This is a genomic window from Bradyrhizobium sp. S3.2.6 (assembly GCF_040546885.1).
GTDB lineage: Bacteria > Pseudomonadota > Alphaproteobacteria > Rhizobiales > Xanthobacteraceae > Bradyrhizobium > Bradyrhizobium cytisi.
This window is the reverse complement of sequence record NZ_JBEPOS010000016.1, coordinates 98,543-115,596: the sequence shown is the minus strand read 5'-3', so window position 1 is coordinate 115,596 and position 17,054 is coordinate 98,543. Positions and strand designations below refer to the sequence as shown.

Sequence of the window (17,054 nt, the reverse complement as noted above, 5' to 3'; positions counted from 1 at the left end):
GGCACCAGCCCCGCCGTCCATCGCTAGCCTAGAGGTTGTGAACGATCTGGCAAGTCCGCTGCGCGTGCCAGCGTCAACTTGCCCGGGGCGCGGCGCGCGCTTTACGACAATGCGCCCAGCACGCCGCGCGTTGCCTTGTCGATTTCCTCGACATAGCGGCGCCGGGCAAAGGTCTCGGTGAGGAAGCCGACGACCTTGCGGCTGTCGGTGGAATCGACCACCGCCAGCATCTCGGCCTCGGCCTCGTCGAACACCGCCATCGCGCTCTTCACGTTCATTTCCGGGATCAGAACGATCTCGGTCAGGCGTGCGAGCTCGATGACCTGGATATCGTCGGCGATGGCGTCGAGGTCGCTGGAGAACAAATCGGGCAGCAGGACGAGGCCGACATATTCGTCAGCATTGTTGACGATGACGATGCCGGGCCGCGACCCCAACGCGAATTCCCCCCGTGTGGCGGCGATGGTGGTGGTCGACGGCACCTTGCCGACGTCGGAGCGCATCAGCCGCTCGACGGTGAGGTTGCGCAGCCAGCCGACGTCGTTGGCGCTGCGGATGGTCTCGCCGCGCAGATGCAGGCGCCAGGTCGAGAAGGAGTGGCCGAACATGAAGCGGACGCAGATCGAGGTGACGATGCAGCCGGCCAGCACCACGGCGGTGACGTCGACGTTGCGGGTCATCTCGAGCACGAGGAACGACATGGTCAGGGGACCGCCGACGATGGCGACGCCGAGCGTCGCCATGCCGGTCAGCATCGCCACCAGCGGATCGATCACGAAATTCGGGCTGATCAGCAGCAGGACAGCCGAGAAGAACTTTCCGATCAGGCTGCCGACGAACAGCGAGGCGAAAAAGAGACCGCCGCGGAAACCGGAGGCCAGCGAGATCAGGCAGGCCGTCACCTTCAGCGCGATGATGATCGCGATCAGGCCGATGGTCATGTCGTGGAAGAGATCGAGCACCATGGCGCCGTGGCCGGCCGCGAGCACCTGCGGCGTGATGATCGCAAAGCCGCCCACGATGAGGCCGCCGATCACCGGGCGCAGCCAGACCGGCAGCCACTTGAACAGCCGCTCGAACACCGAGGACGAGCGCATCACCGCGATGCCGACGCCGCTGGTGACGAGTGCGAGCACGATCAATGCGAGATATTGCTCGACGCCGACGGCGCTGACCTTGGGGATTTCGAGCGAGTAAGGCGCACCGCCGAGCCATTGCGCGGTCAGCGCGCCCGCAAGCGAGGCCGCCAGGATCGGGGCTGCGCTGCCGACCGAATAGACGCCGACGATCAGCTCGCAGGCGTAGAAGGCGCCGGTGATCGGCGCGCCGAAGGCCGCCGCGATCGCCGCCGCAGCGCCGCAGCCCACGATCAAGCGGAGGTCGTTCCGGCGGAGATTGAAGAACTTGCCGAGCAGCGAGGCGATGCCCGAGCCGATCTGGGTGTAGCCGGCCTCAAGGCCGACCGAGGCGCCGCAGCCGTTCGAGATCAGGGTCTGGCTCGACACCACCACGCTGTCGCGCATCGACAGATTGCCGCCGCGCAGCGCATTGGCCTCGATCGGGTCGACTGCGCTCGAGAGCTTCAGCCGTCGCCGCCACCATTCCATGATGCCGAGCGCCAGGCCGCCAAGCGCCGGCGCGATCATCGCCGCCCAGGGACTGATATAGGTGTTGGCGGAGAGGCGCACGTCGATCGGAATGCCGTAGATCACGACATGGGCGATCTGCGCGATCTCGGCCATCAGCGTCACGATCGCGCCGGCCAGCGTGCCGATCACGAGCGCCAGCGGGATCAGGTAGAACTCGTTGCTGCGCAGGAGCGCGCGCAGCCGGACCATGGTGCGGTTCGTCCCCTTGCCGTCGACGAAATATCTGATCCGCGCGAACACCGCCTGCCCTACCCCTCCGACATGCCGTAGCCGGCCATGCGTTGGCGGACCCGTTCGATTTCGGCGCTCGACAGCAGCGGCGGTTTGCCGATCTGGAGACAGCCGTGATATTGCCGCGCCAGCGTCTCGACCTCGACGGCGAGCCACATCGCCTTGTCGAGCGTCGCGCCGATCGCGATCATGCCGTGATGGTCGAGCAGGCAGGCGAGCCGGTCGACCAGCGCGCGCACCGCGTGCCCGGACAGGTCCGCCGTGCCGAAAGTGGCATAGGGCGCGCAGCGGATGCTGTCGCCGCCGGCGGCCGCAATCATGTAGTGCACGGGCGGGATGTCCATGCCCATGATCGCCAGAATGGTGCAATAGGTCGGATGGGCGTGCACGACGGCGTTGACGTCGGCACGCGCCTTCAGGATGTCCAGATGGAAGCGCCACTCGCTGGACGGCTTCTGGCCGGGGGCATGCGAGCCGTCCATCGCCATGAAGACGATCTGGTCCGGCATCATGACGTCATAGGGTACGCTGGTGGGCGTGATCAAGAGCCCGTCCCCATGCCGCAGGCTGATATTGCCGGACGTGCCCTGGTTGATGCCGAGCGCGTTCATGCGGCGGCAGGCGTCGATGATGGCCTGTCTCTTGTCGAGCTCGTCCGTTGTCATCGACATCCCGATTTCATCTCGACCTTCTTGTCGACCTTCTTGGCGATGGGCGCTTGTTAGACCCGAAGTACGTCAAAGCAACATGGCAGTGCAAGCGAAAGCGGACCTGTTCAGGCGCCGTCGTGCCGGCGAGCCCGCCACACCGATAATTATATCGTAAAATCAACAGATTAACAGATTGCCGCAGCCTAATGACAGGCTCGCCCGGACGGCCGCGATCCCGTTGATCACAAACTGCACCGAATAGGCCGCGAGCAGCATGCCGAGGACGCGCGACAGCACGGCATTACCGGTGCGCCCCAGCGTCCGCGCGATCAGGCTCGCCGAGACGAAACAGAGCACGCACAGCAGGCAGACCGCGAACACGATCGCGATAATGATCGCGACTATCGCCTTCGGCGCCGCGGAACAACTCCGCGGCGTCGATGCGTCAGACTGCAAGGGCCTGCTCCGCTTCGAGGAGCCAGGCATGCTCCAAGCGCGCGATGCTGGAATTTGCTGGAACCATCACCATATCCTCGCTTTCCAACCACAGCGCCTTCCCCGAGTTTTTGCCATGCAACCCAAAAACCCCTTCGACTGGATGCTGTCCGAAGCCCTGGACCAGCTGACCCGCGGCGAACGGCTGCGCCACCAGTTCGGCCGCCAGGAAGCCTGCTGGGAGCCGCCGATCGACGTGCTCGAGACCGAGCATGAGCTCCTGATCCTGGTCGCGCTTCCCGGCGTCAGCCCGGACAATGTCGAGACGGTGATCGAGGACGGCGTGCTCATCATCTCCGGCCAGCGCACGCTTCCGCCCGAGCTTCGCAACGCCCGCATCCACCGGCTCGAGCTGCCGCAGGGGCGTTTTGAGCGACGCATTGCATTGCCCCTTGGCCGCTACGCCATCAGCCGCTTCGTGATGGACGGTTGCGTCGCTCTGCGCCTCGCCAAATCCTGAGGTCGATCATGGCTACCGAACAGATGACTACCGCACAGACCAGTCCTGACGTGAAGATCCCCGAAGACGCACTGATCATCATCCCCGTGCGCGAGATGGTGCTGTTCCCCGGCGCCATCGCGCCGATCGCGATCGCGCGGCCGAAGTCCGTCGCCGCCGCACAGCAGGCGCTGCGCGAGCAGCGGCCGATCGGCATCGTCCTGCAGCGTAGCCCCGAGACCGAGGAGCCCGGCCCGGACGATCTCTATCGCGTCGCGACCATCGCCAACATCGTGCGCTACATCACCGCGCCCGACGGCAGCCATCACATCGTCTGCCAGGGCGTGCAGCGCGCGCGCATCCTCGACTTCCTGCCGGGGACGCCGTTCCCGGCCGCGCGCATCCAGCAGATCCCCGAGCCGATCACGAATTCGCCCGAGATCGAGGCGCGGGCCCTGAACCTGCAGCGCCAGGCCATCGAGGCGATCGAGCTGCTGCCGCAGGCGCCGCCCGAGCTGGTCGCGATGTTCCAGAACACCACCGCGCCCGGCGCGCTGGCGGATCTGGCGACCTCGTTCATGGACATCAAGCCGCAGGACAAGCAGGAGGTGCTGGAGACCATCGACCTCGCTCTGCGCGTCGAGAAGGTGTCGAAGCATCTGGCCGAACGGCTGGAGGTGCTGCGCATCTCCAACGAGATCGGCCAGAAGACTCGCGCCAGCTTCGACGAGCGGCAGCGCGAGGCGATCCTGCGCGAGCAGATGGCGACCATTCAGCGTCAGCTGGGCGAAGGCGACGGCAAGGCCGCCGAAGTCGCCGAGCTGACGGCTGCCATCGCCAAGGCCAACATGCCGCCGGAAGCGGATGCGCATGCGAAGAAGGAGCTTCGCCGCTACGAGCGCATGCCCGAGGCCGCCGGTGAATCCGGCATGGTCCGCACTTATCTCGACTGGCTGATCGAGCTGCCGTGGGCGCTGCCCGCGGAGAAGCCGATCGACATCAAGGAAGCGCGCCGCATCCTGGATGCCGATCATTTCGGCCTGGAGAAGATCAAGAGCCGGATCATCGAATATCTGGCGGTGCGCAAGCTCGCACCGCAAGGCAAGGCCCCGATCCTGTGCTTCGTCGGCCCGCCCGGCGTCGGCAAGACCTCGCTCGGCCAATCCATTGCGCGCGCGATGGATCGCCCCTTCGTGCGTGTCAGCCTGGGCGGCGTGCATGACGAGGCCGAGATCCGCGGCCACCGGCGCACCTATATCGGCGCGCTGCCCGGCAACATCATCCAGGGCATCAAAAAGGCTGGCACGCGGAACTGCGTCATGATGCTGGACGAGATCGACAAGATGGGCCGCGGCGTGCAGGGCGATCCCTCTGCCGCCATGCTGGAGGTCCTCGACCCCGAGCAGAACGGAACGTTCCGGGACAATTATCTGGGCGTGCCCTTCGACCTCTCGCGCGTGGTGTTCATCGCGACCGCCAACATGCTGGACCAGATTCCCGGTCCGCTCTTGGACCGCATGGAGCTGATCAGCCTTGCCGGCTACACCGAGGAGGAGAAGCTGGAGATCGCGAAGCGGTATCTGGTACGGCGGCAGCTGGAGGCCAACGGCCTGACGGCCGAGCAGGCCGAGATCGAGCCGGAGGCGCTGAAGCTGGTCGTCAAGGGTTACACCCGCGAGGCCGGCGTGCGTAACCTCGAGCGCGAGATCGGCAAGCTGTTCCGCCATGCCGCGGTGCAGGTCGCCGAAGGCACGGCTGCGAAGGTCGTGGTGACGCCGAACGACATCGGCACCGTGCTCGGCCAGCCGCGCTTCGAAGGCGAGATCGCGCAGCGCACCAGCATTCCGGGCGTGGCCACCGGCCTTGCCTGGACGCCGGTCGGCGGCGACATCCTGTTCATCGAGGCCTCGCGCGTGCCCGGCCGCGGCGGGATGATCCTGACCGGGCAGCTCGGCGACGTCATGCGCGAGAGCGTGCAGGCGGCGATGACGCTGGTGAAGAGCAGAGCCACGCAACTCGGCATCGATCCCCAGGTGTTCGAGAAGAGCGACATCCACGTTCACGTGCCGGCGGGTGCAACCCCGAAGGACGGACCGAGCGCGGGTGTGGCGATGTTCACGGCCCTGACGTCGCTGCTCACCAATCGCACGGTGAGGAGTGACACCGCCATGACCGGCGAGATCTCGCTGCGAGGGCTGGTGCTGCCGGTTGGCGGCATCAAGGAGAAGGTGGTGGCCGCCGCCGCCGCCGGACTGAAGCGGGTGATGCTGCCGGCACGCAACAAGCGGGACTACGACGACATCCCGAAGAGCGCCCGGGACAACCTCGAATTCATCTGGCTGGAGCGCGTCGACGAGGCCATCGCGGCGGCGCTCGAGCCGGCTGAGGCCAAGGTCGAAGCGGCGGAGTGATGTGATGAAGAAACTGCTGGAAGAAGCGAAAAGATCGCGGCAGACGCAGCGGCTGCGTCAGTTGCTCGATCGTGCCATCGACCGGGTGCGCGATGCGCTCGCAGGACCTGAGCCGCGGCTTCAGCCGATCCCGGTCCGGGTGAAGCGCCGCAAGGGCTGAACCCCTCCGCCTCAGCCCTCGCGGTCACATACTCAGTACAAAAGGCCCCCTCTCATCGAGGGGGCCTTTGCGTGATCAGGCCACGGCGTCCTTGGCAGCCTTGACCGGGCGGGCGCGGACGATCTTCCGGGCCGGCTTGGCCTTGAACATCATCTCTTCACCCGTGAACGGGTTGGTGCCCTTGCGCGCCTTGGTCGCGGGCTTCTTGATGACGACGAACTTGGCGAAGCCCGGCACCAGGAACAGGCCGTTCTTCTTGAGCTCCTTGTGGCCGACGTCGGTCAGCGTCTCCATGACGCTCTTGACGTCGCGCTTGGAAAGCTCGGTGGCGGTCGCAATCTTTTCGATCAACTGCGATTTGGACATTTGGGCTGGCATCGTGTCTCCTCTGATTCGTTGCCGGTTGCATATTAGACCAACCGGCGAAGGCCTAGAGCCTTCTGCACAGTTTTGTCGCGGTTTTACGGGCTTTTTTGGCCCCCTGAGGCAAAAAACCCTGCATTTTAGCGGCTTCCTGAGCGGAAGGCGCCTCGGGCAGCGGTTTTTGCCTTGTTTCAAAGGCCCGCAAGCAGCCTTGCTAAAGCTGATTCGATGCTTTCGACAAGCGACGACCGGCCTCTTTGCCCGAGGAGGAGCGCGTTTCACCCTAGAAAATAAGGCTAGATCCGTTCGATGATGATAGCCGGTGCCATGCCGCCGGCCGCGCACATGGTGACGAGGCCACGCTCGAGGTCGCGCCGTTCGAGCTCGTCGAGCACGGTGCCGATCAGGATCGAGCCGGTCGCGCCGATCGGATGGCCGAGCGCGATCGAGCCGCCATTGACGTTGACCTTGGCGCGGTCGAGCTTGAGATCGCGGATATATTTTTCCGCAACGACCGCAAAGGCCTCGTTGATCTCGAACAGATCAATGTCATCAATGGTGAGCCCGGCCTTCGCCAGCACCTTGCGCGTCGCCGGCACCGGCGCGTTCAGCATCAGGGTCGGCGAGTCCCCCATATTCGCCATCGCCACCACGCGGGCACGCGGCTTGAGACCATGCGCCTTGGCGTAGGACGGCGATGCCAACAGGATCGCAGCGGCACCATCGACGACACCCGACGAGTTGCCGGCGTGGTGCACGAAGTCGATGTTGAGATCAGGATATTTCTGCAGGATCAGGCCGCGATAGGTCGTGCCCTTGTCGTCCAGCGCATAATCGGCAATCGCGGGGAAGGCGGGCTTCAAGCTGCTGAGCCCTTCCATCGTGGTCTGCGGCCGCGGATATTCTTCGTGGTCGAGCGCGAGGCTGCCGTCCTCGCGATGAACGGGCACGAGGCTCTTCTTGAAGTGGCCACCGGCAATCGCCTGCGCCGCCCGTTTCTGGCTTTCGAGCCCGAGCGCATCGACGTCCTGCCGCGTGATGCCTTCCAGCGTCGCAATCGCATCGGCGCAGACGCCCTGATGCGACTGCGGGTGCCGCGCACGCAGGCGCAGATTACCGCTATCCATCATCATCGGACCGCCGCCGCGACGCCCCTCCATCGACATCATCTCGCATCCGCCGGCGATGACGAGATCTTCCGCGCCAGCCATGATCGAGGACGCCGCCATGTTGACGCTGGTGATGCCGGAGCCACAAAAGCGATCGAGCGTCACGGCGCTGGCGCGCACGTCATAGCCGGCATCGAGCGCCGACATCCGCCCGAGATCGCCGCCCTGCGTTGCGACCTGTGCGCTGCAGCCCCAGACGATGTCGTCGACATCGGCGGTGTTGATGCCGGTGCGATCGGCGAGCGCGCGCAGCACGGTGGCGCCAAGCTGCTGCGGATGAATGCCGGAGAGTGCTCCCTTGCCCGCCTTGCCGACGCCCCGCGGGGTGCGGCAGGCATCGATGATCAGCGCGTCGGTCATGGCGTTGTCCTCTTGTCATGAGCGTTGAAGGCGGTTTTGAATCACGGGGAGAGCGGAGTCAATGCGCGGCGTTTACGCCCCCGCCGCGTTGTTTGCGATCACGTTGCGGTAAAAGCTCGCGCTGAGTTTTGGCGTACGCACCTGGGTGTCGAAATTGACGTGATAGAGCCCAAAGCGCTTGTTGAGCCCGAACACCCATTCGAAATTGTCCATCAGGCTCCAGAGGAAGTAGCCGCGCACCGGTACGCCCTCGGTGGTGGCGCGCTGGAGCTGGGCGAGATAATTGCGCAGATACATGATGCGGTCGGTGTCATAGATCTTGCCGTCCTGCATCACCTGGTCGTCGCCGGACGTGCCATTCTCGCTGATATAGATCGCATCCGTCTTCCAGATATTTGCAGCCAGCTTCGGCACCCAGTAGATCGTCTCGGGGCCAACGCGGAGCCAGTCCGAATTCATGTGCGGAAACGCTTTCGGGATCGGCAGCGGCATGAAGCCCGCGCCCTGGTCGGACGCAACGATGTAGTGCTGCGGCGCGTAGATGTTGAGGCCGAGGAAGTCGACCGGCGACGAGATGATCTTTAATTCCGCCTCGGTGTATTTCGGCGCGGCGGCGCCGGCATATTTCAGGAATGCGTCGGTGTAGCGGCCTGTCATGATGACGTTGAGATAGCCGGCATTCAACTCGCGCAGCGCGATCTCGGCGGCGCGGACGTTCTCGGGCGTGTCGATCGCGGGAATGCAGGCATCGATATTCTCGGCCGGCCCGACGCGCGTGCCGCGTCGGCCATGAGCGCGCACCGCCTGCACCGCAAGCCCGTGCGCGAGCGCGCTGTTGTGCCGGATCTGGTTCAGTTCAGCCTGCGGCAGGGTCAAGCCCGGCGCATCGATGCCGATGCCGTAGCCGAAATAGACGAAGCGGCCGCTCTCGTTCAGCGTGAACACGCATTTGACGCGATCGGTCAGGTGCTCGGCGACATAGGCCGCGTAGTCGCCAAATATCTTGCAGGTCTCGGTCGAGCGCCATCCGCCAAAACGGTCCTGCAGCGATTGCGGCAAGTCCCAGTGATAGAGCGTCAGCCACGGCTCGATGCCGTTTTTCAGGAGCTCGTCGACCAGGCGATTGTAGAAGTCGAGCCCTTTCGGGTTCGGCTTGCCGTCGCCGTCCGGAAACACCCGCGGCCAGGCCACCGAGAAGCGATAGGCCTTGCAGCCGAGCTCCTTGATGAGTGCAATGTCCTCCTTGTAGCGGTGATAATGCTCGTTGGCGCGGTCGCCGTTGGTGCCGTCCTCGATCTTGCCGGGGATGCGGACGAACTTGTCCCAGATCGAGGCTCCTCGCCCGTCCTCCTCGACCGCGCCCTCGACTTGATAGGACGAGGTCGCCGTGCCCCAGAGGAAATTTTGCGGAAAGCCGCCGGCGCTATGCGGCACCGCTGCCGGCATGGCGTCGGCGAGCTCCAGGGGGGCCGTCATTCCGGCTGCGGACAACCCCGCGATTTTCGCGAACTGGCGACGCGAGACCTTGTCCGACATTGGTACTGCTCCGCTTCCATCGTTTTCGGACGGCACAATGACGAGTTCCGGCCGATTTGAGAAGCAACCTCCCTGGTGTCTCGACTGCAATCGGCGCTCACACCTGTCGTCTCCGACGTGGAGCGCCGATAAAGCGTTATCGGACCAAACCATGGTTTAGCTTGAAGAGAACCCGGTTCCTGAGGTCTCATCCGGACGGCTTGCACCGAAGCGGATCGGACGTTCCCCCGTTGTGGATACCGGGACTTTTCTGTGTCCAAGGCATGAAACTCGCATGACAAGGTACCGGGAGACCCGTAACTTTTCGCCTTGAAGGCGCACGAGGGGACAGGGATGATTCACGCTGGCGTAAGCCTGATGGCGTTGCGTGGTGATCGGCCCGGCCAGGATGTCGCTGCCGGCCTCACCCCAGGCCTTTCGTTCGCTTTGGTGCGACTTGCGCCGCGAGAGATGCTGCGCGTTTTACGGCGCGGCCCTACCGTCACCGTGGAGATCCATTGGCCGTCCGGAGAGGCAGGCCTCTTCCTGCGATGCCGTATCGAGCTGAACGCGAGAGACCAGTGGCGGTTGCGGCCTCGGTGGCACGCCCATCAGGCTGCGAACCATCAATCTTCTCAATTGGCGATCCTTGCAATGACATTGCTGCTGGCCATCTGCGGCTGGATCGCCGGCGGAGCCGAGGGCATGCAACGGGCGCTGTTGGGAAGCACGCCCCGTCCCGACGAAACGGTCCTCTCGCGCGAGAATGTGTATCGCTGGTTCGGCGCCCGCCTGCTGTCCCCTGCCGCGGTGCCGGACCTGTTCGCCATTCTGACGAAAGTTTGCAGCCGGGCCGGCCTGGTGCGATTGCCGGATCTCTATTGTCTGCCGGCACCGCGCGACATGAATGCCTATGCACTCGGCGGACCGGAACGCAGTGCGATCGTGTTGACCGAAGGCCTGCTACGCGGCCTGACGCACGACGAGATTGCCGGGATATTGGCCCATGAAGTCGCTCATATTCGCAACAATGACGCCCGGACGATGGGCTGGGCGACAGCGTTGCGACACGCGATCGATTGGACCTCGCTCGCCGGTCTCGCGCTGCTGCGAACCAGCCATCATCACGGTGGCATGACGTCAAGCCGGCCATTGGCGATGCTGCTGAGCGCAGCACCGACTCTCGGCCAGCTCCTTGGACTCGCTCTGTCGCGCGTTCGCGAACTGGATGCAGATGCAACGGCGCTCGAACTGACCGGCGACTCGCGAGCGCTCATCGCCGCACTCGACAAGCTGGAGCGCCATCACACCGGCTCTGCACCAAGCCGCACGTCCGCATTCGTGCATGATCCGATGCGCTTGCTTCGCAGCCATCCCGCCACCTCCGAGCGCGTCGGCACATTGCTCAACCTCGCCTATTAGCATTCGCTGAAGTTGACACAGATGCACATCGGAAGGCTCGCTAACCAGGCAAAGAGTGCTGACGAAAATCCGCGCGGCTTGAAACTTTTGTGAAATTTGATTGCCGCCAAAATATCGCCGCGCTTGCGCGAAACCATTTGGAGGTGAGTACGTTTTCCGCGTCTCTGCTCATTGCAGAACCGGGGAGAAGCCAGCGTAATTGCCGAACGCTTGAGCGGGACGTAAGACATAAATGGCTGGCCACCATGCCAGCGAGGAAAATCCGCTCCCATATCTCTCGACGGCTATCATTTTGCCGCTCTAAAACATTTCACCGTCGGCTTGTCATCTTGAGGGGACGCAGCTCGCGCCTCCCAAGCGGGTGATATTGCTTGCGGCTGAGACTTCCGTGCCAAGCATTTGAACTTGAAGGTCCAACGCCGACTCACCGGCGTGATGGACGGCCATTTCCAGCGAAGGGGTCGCGCATGCGACCGGCCTGAGCAGAATTTTGGGCTGAGGGCACCAACCATCGCAAGGAGATCAAGCGATGACCTACTATGACACCCTTCAACAGAACCTCGCGCATGGTTCGCCATTTGGACAGTTCGGTCCGCAACAATGGGGATCCGGAGCTTTCGGTTCGCAAGGCGGCCAACAGTATGGAGGAGGCGGTCTTGGACTGGGCCAGGCTGCCTATGGACAGCAATACGGGCAGTTCGGCGGTCAGCCGCCCTTTGGCGCGTCTGGATATGGCCCCGGCTGGGGCGGGCAAATGGGTGGGGGACAGCAGCACTGGGGCGGCCAACAGCGCCAGCTTTCGCCACAGGACGTGAATGAGGTCGTGCGCCAATTGGTACCCGCGCTACCTCAAATTCTCGCGCAAGCTCAGACTCCGTTCGCGGGAATGGGCTATGCGGCTTACGGCCAGGCGCCGCGGCAGCTAAGTCCGCAAGACGTGAGCGAGGTCGTGCGACAGATCCTGCCCATCGTGCCGCAGATCGTGGGAATGCTGCAGGGCCAGCCCCAAATGCAGCATTCGGCCATGCACGGCGGTCCCGGTCAGGGTCAATTCGGAGGCCTTGGTCAATTCGGTCTCGGCTATCCGACGCAGACTCAGCCGGCGCAGATGTGGGGTGCGCAGTTCGGCGCGCCGCAGTTCCAGGCGGCATTCGGCGGTCCGACCGGCTTTGGCCAGCAGCGACAACTAACGCAGCAAGATGTCGCCGACATCACCCGCCAGTTGATCGGCGTCATTCCCCAGGTCATCGGTAACCTTCAGGCCTACGGCCAGCAGCGGATGATCTGACCGTGCGGTAAGGCGCGACCGCCGCCAAAAGCGGCGGTCGCGCCTGCCGTTGCGAACGCTTCCTCCGAAGGAGAACCCTCATGTCGGATTCCAATCCCTCTGCCGCAACCGCGTCACAGCGGCACTCGTCAGACATTCAGCAACTCGTGGGCCTGCTCAGCAATCTGATGCCGCTGCTCTTGCGCCTGCAGTCCCAAGGGTTCGAGCAGCCGTTCCGGACCATGCCCGGCACCTTCCCGATACCGAACCCGGTGCTCGATCATCAGGCTGCGGAAAACATGATCGGAGACATGACCGCAGAATCGCTGCGTTCGCTCTCTGCCTATCTCGAGGCCAACGCCGCACAGCATGCGGGCCTCGAAAACTGCGTCTCGATCGTCACCCAGGCAGCCAACAAGTTTACCGAGCGGGATTTTGCGCAGGCCTTCAACCTGATCTATTTCGCCTATCGCGCGATCGAAGCCGCCCGCGCAGCCGATCCCCACCTTCCGTTGCTGCGACAGGCTTCGATCGATCGCACGCAATCTTCTATCCACTGAAATCAAAGGAGGCGACGCCATGGCAACGAGTCCAGATGATGCGCGACCGACCTCGAGCGACAATCGACGCAAACCAGTGCGCACCACTCAATACATGATCGCGCCGGCGGGCGCCGGCATCAGCGCTCAAACGCTGGCCGAACAACTGAACCAGTTCGGCAACATCCTGTGGACCCACGACCAGCGCGGCGTCAGTGGCCCGCCAATTGCGATCGTGCGCATGCCCGGCGAAGCCGCCGCCGCCTTGCGCCGCTCCACGGCCGGCAGCCTGATCATCGAGCCGGACAGCCATCTGCGGGCTGCATCCTTTGCCGGCTCGGCCTCCTCTTTCATCCCGGCGGCCACGACGATGACCGCGCTCGGGCCGGACTTGAAGGTGACGATCCGGGTTCTCGGCGAAGCAGGTGCACCTGTGGAACATGCAACTGTGCGGCTCGTTGGCGAGCAGGCGTCAGCTCAAGGACGGACCGACCGTGATGGCAACGTCGATCTTGCGCTGCTGGGCGAAGTACCGGAAACAATCGCCGCCATTTTCGTCAGTGCGCGCTCCGGCCATTGGGGCTTGTGGCAACAGCGGCCCTATATCGAGGCCGATGCGGTGAACACCCTCACCCTGAAACCGTTGCCGCTACATGGCCGGCTGGATTGGGGCGGCGAAGCGATGCACTTCGATCAGGTTCCTGACCACTGCCGTGGAGCTGACGTCAAGATCGCGCTCATCGACAACGGCGTGGCGACCAGCCACAAGCAATTGGCTGACATCAAACACGGTACCGATGCCCGAAGTGGCGAAGATCGCTCATGGTCAAAGGACGTCACCGGCCACGGCACGCCTTGCGCCGGCATCATCAATGCGGCCGCACAGGCAGATCACGGCATCCGCGGCTACGCCCCGGACAGCGAGCTGCATGTTTGCAAGCTTCCCCTGGATGCCCGTTGCAGCGACCTGATCGCAGCGCTCGATGATTGCCTGCAAAACGGCATCGACGTGGCGTGCGTCGGAGTCGGTTGCGAGCGCGGCTCCGTGCTGGTTGAGCAGCACATTGCCATGGCCAAGCAGCAAGGCGTCAGCATCATCGCGGCCGCCGGCAACGCCGGAGAGGGCATGCTGTTTCCGGCCTGTTCTCCGCATGTCGTGGCGGTCGGTGCGGTCGGACAGATGGGAAGCTTCCCGGAAGACAGTCCGCAGGCGGCGCAGGCCGCAGCCGCCACTACGGCGGCGGGCGGGTTGTTTGTACCGCCGTTTTCTTGCCGCGGGTCCGAACTCGACCTCTGCGCGCCCGGTGTTGCGGTCATTGCCTGCCAGTCGCCGGACGGCTACGCGGTCTGCGATGGCACCTCGATTGCGGCGGCTTACGTCGCCGCGCTCGCAGCCTTGATCCTCGCCGACCACATCGACTTCAAGGGCAGCTTCGTCGCCAAGGATGCCCATCGGGTCGAACGCCTGTTCCAAATTCTGAAGGATACGGCGCAGCCCATCGGCCATCCATGGCAGACCGGGGCCGGGTTGCCGGATGCAGCCCGCGCGCTCGGCGTCTGGTCCGATCAGCGGCCCCTCGCCATGCCCCTGAATTCGGGATTGCGCGAGATGCGCAGCGCCATTCGGCAGCTCGACCGGATTCCATTCGGCGCAAGCCAGGCGATGATGTTCGAGCCGCTGCGCGGCCCTGCCAACGTGACGCGGCTTCCGCTGAATCCGGCCCCTCTGGCGTTCCAGGCTGCCGGCGGGGGAACAGCGACGGTGCATGAACTCAGAGCAGCGATGGCGCTGGCGGGTCTAGCGGAGGGACCTTAGAGAATGATCGGGCCCCGCAGTCCTCAGAACGTCACCCGCGCCCCCGCGTAGAACGCACGCGGCCTTGCCGGGCTCAGCGAGCGCGGATCGGTGAAGGGGTTTCCGCCATTGGTGAAGTTCGGCAGAGCGCCGGTGTCGAAGAACTGTCCGTAGGTCGCGTAGCGATTGTCGAAGACGTTGTCGATCTTGCCGTAGATCTGGAAATTCTTGGCGACCTGGTAGGACGTGTGCAGATTGAAGACCGTATAGGATGACAGCTTGGAATACTGGTTGGATTCGTCGCCGACCAGGTATTGGCTGGAGACAAACAGCGCATTGCCGCCAACCTTCCACTCATCGGTAACGGCGTAGTCGATACCGACCTTGACGCGGTGACGCGGGATCGCGGGTATCTGGTTGCCGGGCAAGACCTGGATGTTTCCGTCGGCATCGGCGAACGGGCTGTTAGAGCCGAGCGTCAATGCGTCGAGGAAGCGGGCATCGACGAAGGTGTAGCTGGCCTGGAACTGAAGCGTCGGTGATTTGATGTTGACCTCGGCCTCGAGCCCCTGCCGTCGTGTCCTGCCGACATTGGTGAAATAGCCGAAGCCGGTCCGGCCGGGAACGGGGACGGCCAGGATGTCATCATAGTTGGTGGCGCGGAAGCCGCCGATCTTCCATCCGAGCGTGCCGATGTTCAGCTCCCTGGTACCGCGCAGGCCAGCCTCCACCGTTTTGGACACGACCTGCTTCAACGGCGGGTCGGAGACCAGAAACGCCGCGATGAGACAGGGATTGTTCGGATCGGCGCAGCCGAGCTCGAGCGGTGTCGGCACGCGGTTGGCCTCGGAATAGCCGGCATAGGCGGTCAGCTCCGGCGTGATCTTGTAGGTCCCGCCGATCACCGGATTGAACCGGGTGTAGGTGTAGTCGCCGTTGAGCGCAGTGCCGAGCTGGTCCTCCAGCGAGATGCGCGCCACGTTGAAGCGGCCTCCGCCGGTAATCGCGAAGGCATCCGTGACGTTGAACGTGTCCATCGCATAGAGGCCGTTATATTGATTGACGGTCCGCAGCGAGACGGGACCGGCAAACCCGGTATCGATCGTGCCGGTCGGCCCCAGGAAGATGCCGCCGCCGCTCACGACATAGTTCTCTCCGATCGAACCGATCTCGGCGGTGGCACCGTAGCGCGTAACGCTGGCATCATAGCTTGTGCCGATCACGAAGCGGTTGTCATGCCCAAGCAACTGATCGGTGTTGGTGGCCTGCCCCGATGCGCCGAAGCTGGTCGACCGTATCGAGCTCCGGTCGATCTCGCCGAGGATCGTTCCCGGCGCCAAGGGATTGCCAAGCTGCACGCCGTTCGTGCCATTCGCGGGCGTCGCACCGTCGCCGAAGCACAGCAACGTCGCGTCCGCCGTGCACTCGCCGACGTTGGTTGGATTGCCGTCCATGATCTTCTGCTCGTACCTGCGCACATGCGCGGTGCCTTCGAGCGTCCAGGTCGGCGTCGCGTCGGCCCTGGCGGTCAGGTTGAGATAGCCGACTCGGTTGGCGCTGGTTTGCGGTGTCGTGTAGGTCGCGCCCCAATATTTACCCAGGAGCTCGGCCGGAACGGTGGCGTTGGCGCCGAAATCGTTCTTGGCGACCCCCATATTGACGTGGAATTCGCTGTCGCCGGCCTTGTAGCCGACGTCACTGTAGAAGCGCCGCACGTCCGATTGGGAGAAGTTGCGAAAACCGTTGTCGTGCAGGCCTTCGAGCGCGGCGTAGATGCCGTAGTTCTGGTCGACCACCTTGCCCCATTGCGCCGAGCCCTGGATGCGGCCGAACGAGCCGCCCATGGCATCAAGCTCCGCGCCTTGATAGGTGAAGCCATCCTTCATTTGCAGATTGATCGCGCCTCCGAGCGCGTTCAGGCCGAAGACCGGGTTATTGGTCACCAGCGTCACCGACCTGATCGCCGCGGTCGGGATCAGGTCCCAGTTGGCGGCGTCCGAGAACGCTTCGTTGATCCGCACGCCGTTCTGGTACACCGCGAGTCCTTGCGGCGTGCCGGTCACGGGCGAGGCGACAAAGCCGCGAAACTCGACGTTCGGCTGGAACGGGTTGCCGGTCACCTCGCTGATGCTGACCCCGGCAATGTTGTCGCGCAGCGCATCCGTGACGTTGAGCGAGCCGGTGCGCTTGATCTGGTTGGCGTCAACGGCGTTGATCGCCGACGGAACCTTGTCGACATCGAGACCCCTGCCGGTGCCAGGCGCGGTCGGGTAGACGTAAATCCTGCCCTCCCTCGGCTTGCCGGAGCTCGCAGCCGTCCGCGCGACCGGCCGCGGCGACGCGCGCCGCGGGGTCGGCTGCGGCGCCACCACCTCGACTGCGGGCAGGTTTTGAACGTTGGTCTCTTCGTCCTGCGCAGCGCGGGCCCTGGTCCCGAAACAGAGTCCGGACACCAACCCGGTCGCGACCAAGGCCATCAGCAGACGCCGCGTGTGTCCCAGCTTGCGCATTCCTAGTATTGTCCCACCCGTAACCTTCAGCTGTTTTGGTTTTCACCGTTGGTTGTGACGAGTGTATTCGGCGGCGGCT

Annotated in this window: 13 protein-coding genes and 1 pseudogene; 7 read left to right on the top strand and 7 right to left on the bottom strand. The window is 64.1% G+C overall.

Annotation, left to right across the window (positions count from 1 at the left end; all coding sequences use genetic code 11):
* Positions 1-101: 101 nt before the first annotated feature.
* The 3 genes and pseudogenes from ABID58_RS25290 to ABID58_RS25280 all read right to left on the bottom strand — a co-directional run.
* The gene (locus ABID58_RS25290; RefSeq protein WP_354035433.1) at positions 102-1,889 is read right to left on the bottom strand and encodes a chloride channel protein; all 1,788 of its coding nucleotides are present in this window, start codon (positions 1,887-1,889) and stop codon (positions 102-104) included.
* Between the two features lie 8 nt (positions 1,890-1,897).
* Positions 1,898-2,551, bottom strand: a complete 654-nt coding sequence (locus tag ABID58_RS25285) for a class II aldolase/adducin family protein (protein WP_354035431.1) — start codon at positions 2,549-2,551, stop codon at positions 1,898-1,900.
* Between the two features lie 156 nt (positions 2,552-2,707).
* Positions 2,708-2,932: pseudogene (locus ABID58_RS25280) on the bottom strand (MarC family protein); the annotation flags it as partial.
* Positions 2,933-3,101: 169 nt separating this feature from the next.
* On the opposite strand from ABID58_RS25280, the gene ABID58_RS25275 reads away from it, so the two are divergent.
* From ABID58_RS25275 to ABID58_RS25265, 3 genes are read left to right on the top strand one after another with little or no spacing between them, the layout of a single operon-like run.
* Positions 3,102-3,485 (top strand): Hsp20/alpha crystallin family protein, encoded by a 384-nt coding sequence (locus ABID58_RS25275; RefSeq protein ID WP_354035430.1) that lies wholly within the window; start codon positions 3,102-3,104, stop codon positions 3,483-3,485.
* An 8-nt stretch (positions 3,486-3,493) separates the two neighbouring features.
* Positions 3,494-5,875, top strand: coding sequence for an endopeptidase La (gene lon, locus ABID58_RS25270; RefSeq protein ID WP_354035428.1), 2,382 nt, complete (start codon positions 3,494-3,496; stop codon positions 5,873-5,875).
* Between the two features lie 4 nt (positions 5,876-5,879).
* Complete coding sequence (locus tag ABID58_RS25265; protein ID WP_354035427.1) at positions 5,880-6,035, top strand: hypothetical protein; 156 nt, start codon at positions 5,880-5,882, stop codon at positions 6,033-6,035.
* Between the two features lie 75 nt (positions 6,036-6,110).
* Here the strand turns inward: ABID58_RS25265 and ABID58_RS25260 are convergent, their stop codons facing one another.
* The 3 genes from ABID58_RS25260 to ABID58_RS25250 all read right to left on the bottom strand — a co-directional run bounded on the left by ABID58_RS25260 (position 6,111) and on the right by ABID58_RS25250 (position 9,463).
* The gene (locus tag ABID58_RS25260; protein WP_008139488.1) at positions 6,111-6,413 is read right to left on the bottom strand and encodes an HU family DNA-binding protein; all 303 of its coding nucleotides are present in this window, start codon (positions 6,411-6,413) and stop codon (positions 6,111-6,113) included.
* Positions 6,414-6,694: 281 nt separating this feature from the next.
* The gene (locus tag ABID58_RS25255; RefSeq protein ID WP_148755774.1) at positions 6,695-7,927 is read right to left on the bottom strand and encodes an acetyl-CoA C-acetyltransferase; all 1,233 of its coding nucleotides are present in this window, start codon (positions 7,925-7,927) and stop codon (positions 6,695-6,697) included.
* A 72-nt stretch (positions 7,928-7,999) separates the two neighbouring features.
* On the bottom strand, positions 8,000-9,463 hold the full coding sequence (locus ABID58_RS25250; protein WP_354035425.1) for a GH1 family beta-glucosidase: 1,464 nt from the start codon (positions 9,461-9,463) through the stop codon (positions 8,000-8,002).
* A gap of 309 nt (positions 9,464-9,772) precedes the next feature.
* Between ABID58_RS25250 and ABID58_RS25245 the strand changes: the two genes are divergently transcribed.
* The 4 genes from ABID58_RS25245 (at position 9,773) to ABID58_RS25230 (ending at position 14,486) form a co-directional block, all read left to right on the top strand.
* Positions 9,773-10,864, top strand: coding sequence for a M48 family metalloprotease (locus ABID58_RS25245; protein ID WP_354035424.1), 1,092 nt, complete (start codon positions 9,773-9,775; stop codon positions 10,862-10,864).
* 529 nt (positions 10,865-11,393) lie between these two features.
* The gene (locus ABID58_RS25240; protein ID WP_148755777.1) at positions 11,394-12,152 is read left to right on the top strand and encodes a hypothetical protein; all 759 of its coding nucleotides are present in this window, start codon (positions 11,394-11,396) and stop codon (positions 12,150-12,152) included.
* An 80-nt stretch (positions 12,153-12,232) separates the two neighbouring features.
* Complete coding sequence (locus tag ABID58_RS25235) at positions 12,233-12,691, top strand: hypothetical protein (RefSeq protein ID WP_148755778.1); 459 nt, start codon at positions 12,233-12,235, stop codon at positions 12,689-12,691.
* Between the two features lie 76 nt (positions 12,692-12,767).
* Positions 12,768-14,486 (top strand): S8 family serine peptidase, encoded by a 1,719-nt coding sequence (locus tag ABID58_RS25230; protein ID WP_354035423.1) that lies wholly within the window; start codon positions 12,768-12,770, stop codon positions 14,484-14,486.
* Between the two features lie 23 nt (positions 14,487-14,509).
* Here ABID58_RS25230 and ABID58_RS25225 read toward each other — a convergent pair whose 3' ends face one another.
* Positions 14,510-16,975, bottom strand: a complete 2,466-nt coding sequence (locus tag ABID58_RS25225; RefSeq protein WP_354035421.1) for a TonB-dependent receptor — start codon at positions 16,973-16,975, stop codon at positions 14,510-14,512.
* Positions 16,976-17,054 lie beyond the last annotated feature (79 nt).

Excerpts from the sequence above, each read along its gene's own strand:
- ABID58_RS25260 (WP_008139488.1), bottom strand. The coding sequence starts at position 6,413 with ATGCCAGCCCAAATGTCCAAATCGCAGTTGATCGAAAAGATTGCGACC.
- ABID58_RS25285 (WP_354035431.1), bottom strand. The coding sequence starts at position 2,551 with ATGTCGATGACAACGGACGAGCTCGACAAGAGACAGGCCATCATCGAC.
- ABID58_RS25225 (WP_354035421.1), bottom strand. The coding sequence starts at position 16,975 with ATGCGCAAGCTGGGACACACGCGGCGTCTGCTGATGGCCTTGGTCGCG.
- ABID58_RS25255 (WP_148755774.1), bottom strand. The coding sequence starts at position 7,927 with ATGACCGACGCGCTGATCATCGATGCCTGCCGCACCCCGCGGGGCGTC.
- lon (WP_354035428.1), top strand. The coding sequence starts at position 3,494 with ATGGCTACCGAACAGATGACTACCGCACAGACCAGTCCTGACGTGAAG.
- ABID58_RS25235 (WP_148755778.1), top strand. The coding sequence starts at position 12,233 with ATGTCGGATTCCAATCCCTCTGCCGCAACCGCGTCACAGCGGCACTCG.
- ABID58_RS25240 (WP_148755777.1), top strand. The coding sequence starts at position 11,394 with ATGACCTACTATGACACCCTTCAACAGAACCTCGCGCATGGTTCGCCA.
- ABID58_RS25250 (WP_354035425.1), bottom strand. The coding sequence starts at position 9,463 with ATGTCGGACAAGGTCTCGCGTCGCCAGTTCGCGAAAATCGCGGGGTTG.
- ABID58_RS25265 (WP_354035427.1), top strand. The coding sequence starts at position 5,880 with ATGAAGAAACTGCTGGAAGAAGCGAAAAGATCGCGGCAGACGCAGCGG.
- ABID58_RS25275 (WP_354035430.1), top strand. The coding sequence starts at position 3,102 with ATGCAACCCAAAAACCCCTTCGACTGGATGCTGTCCGAAGCCCTGGAC.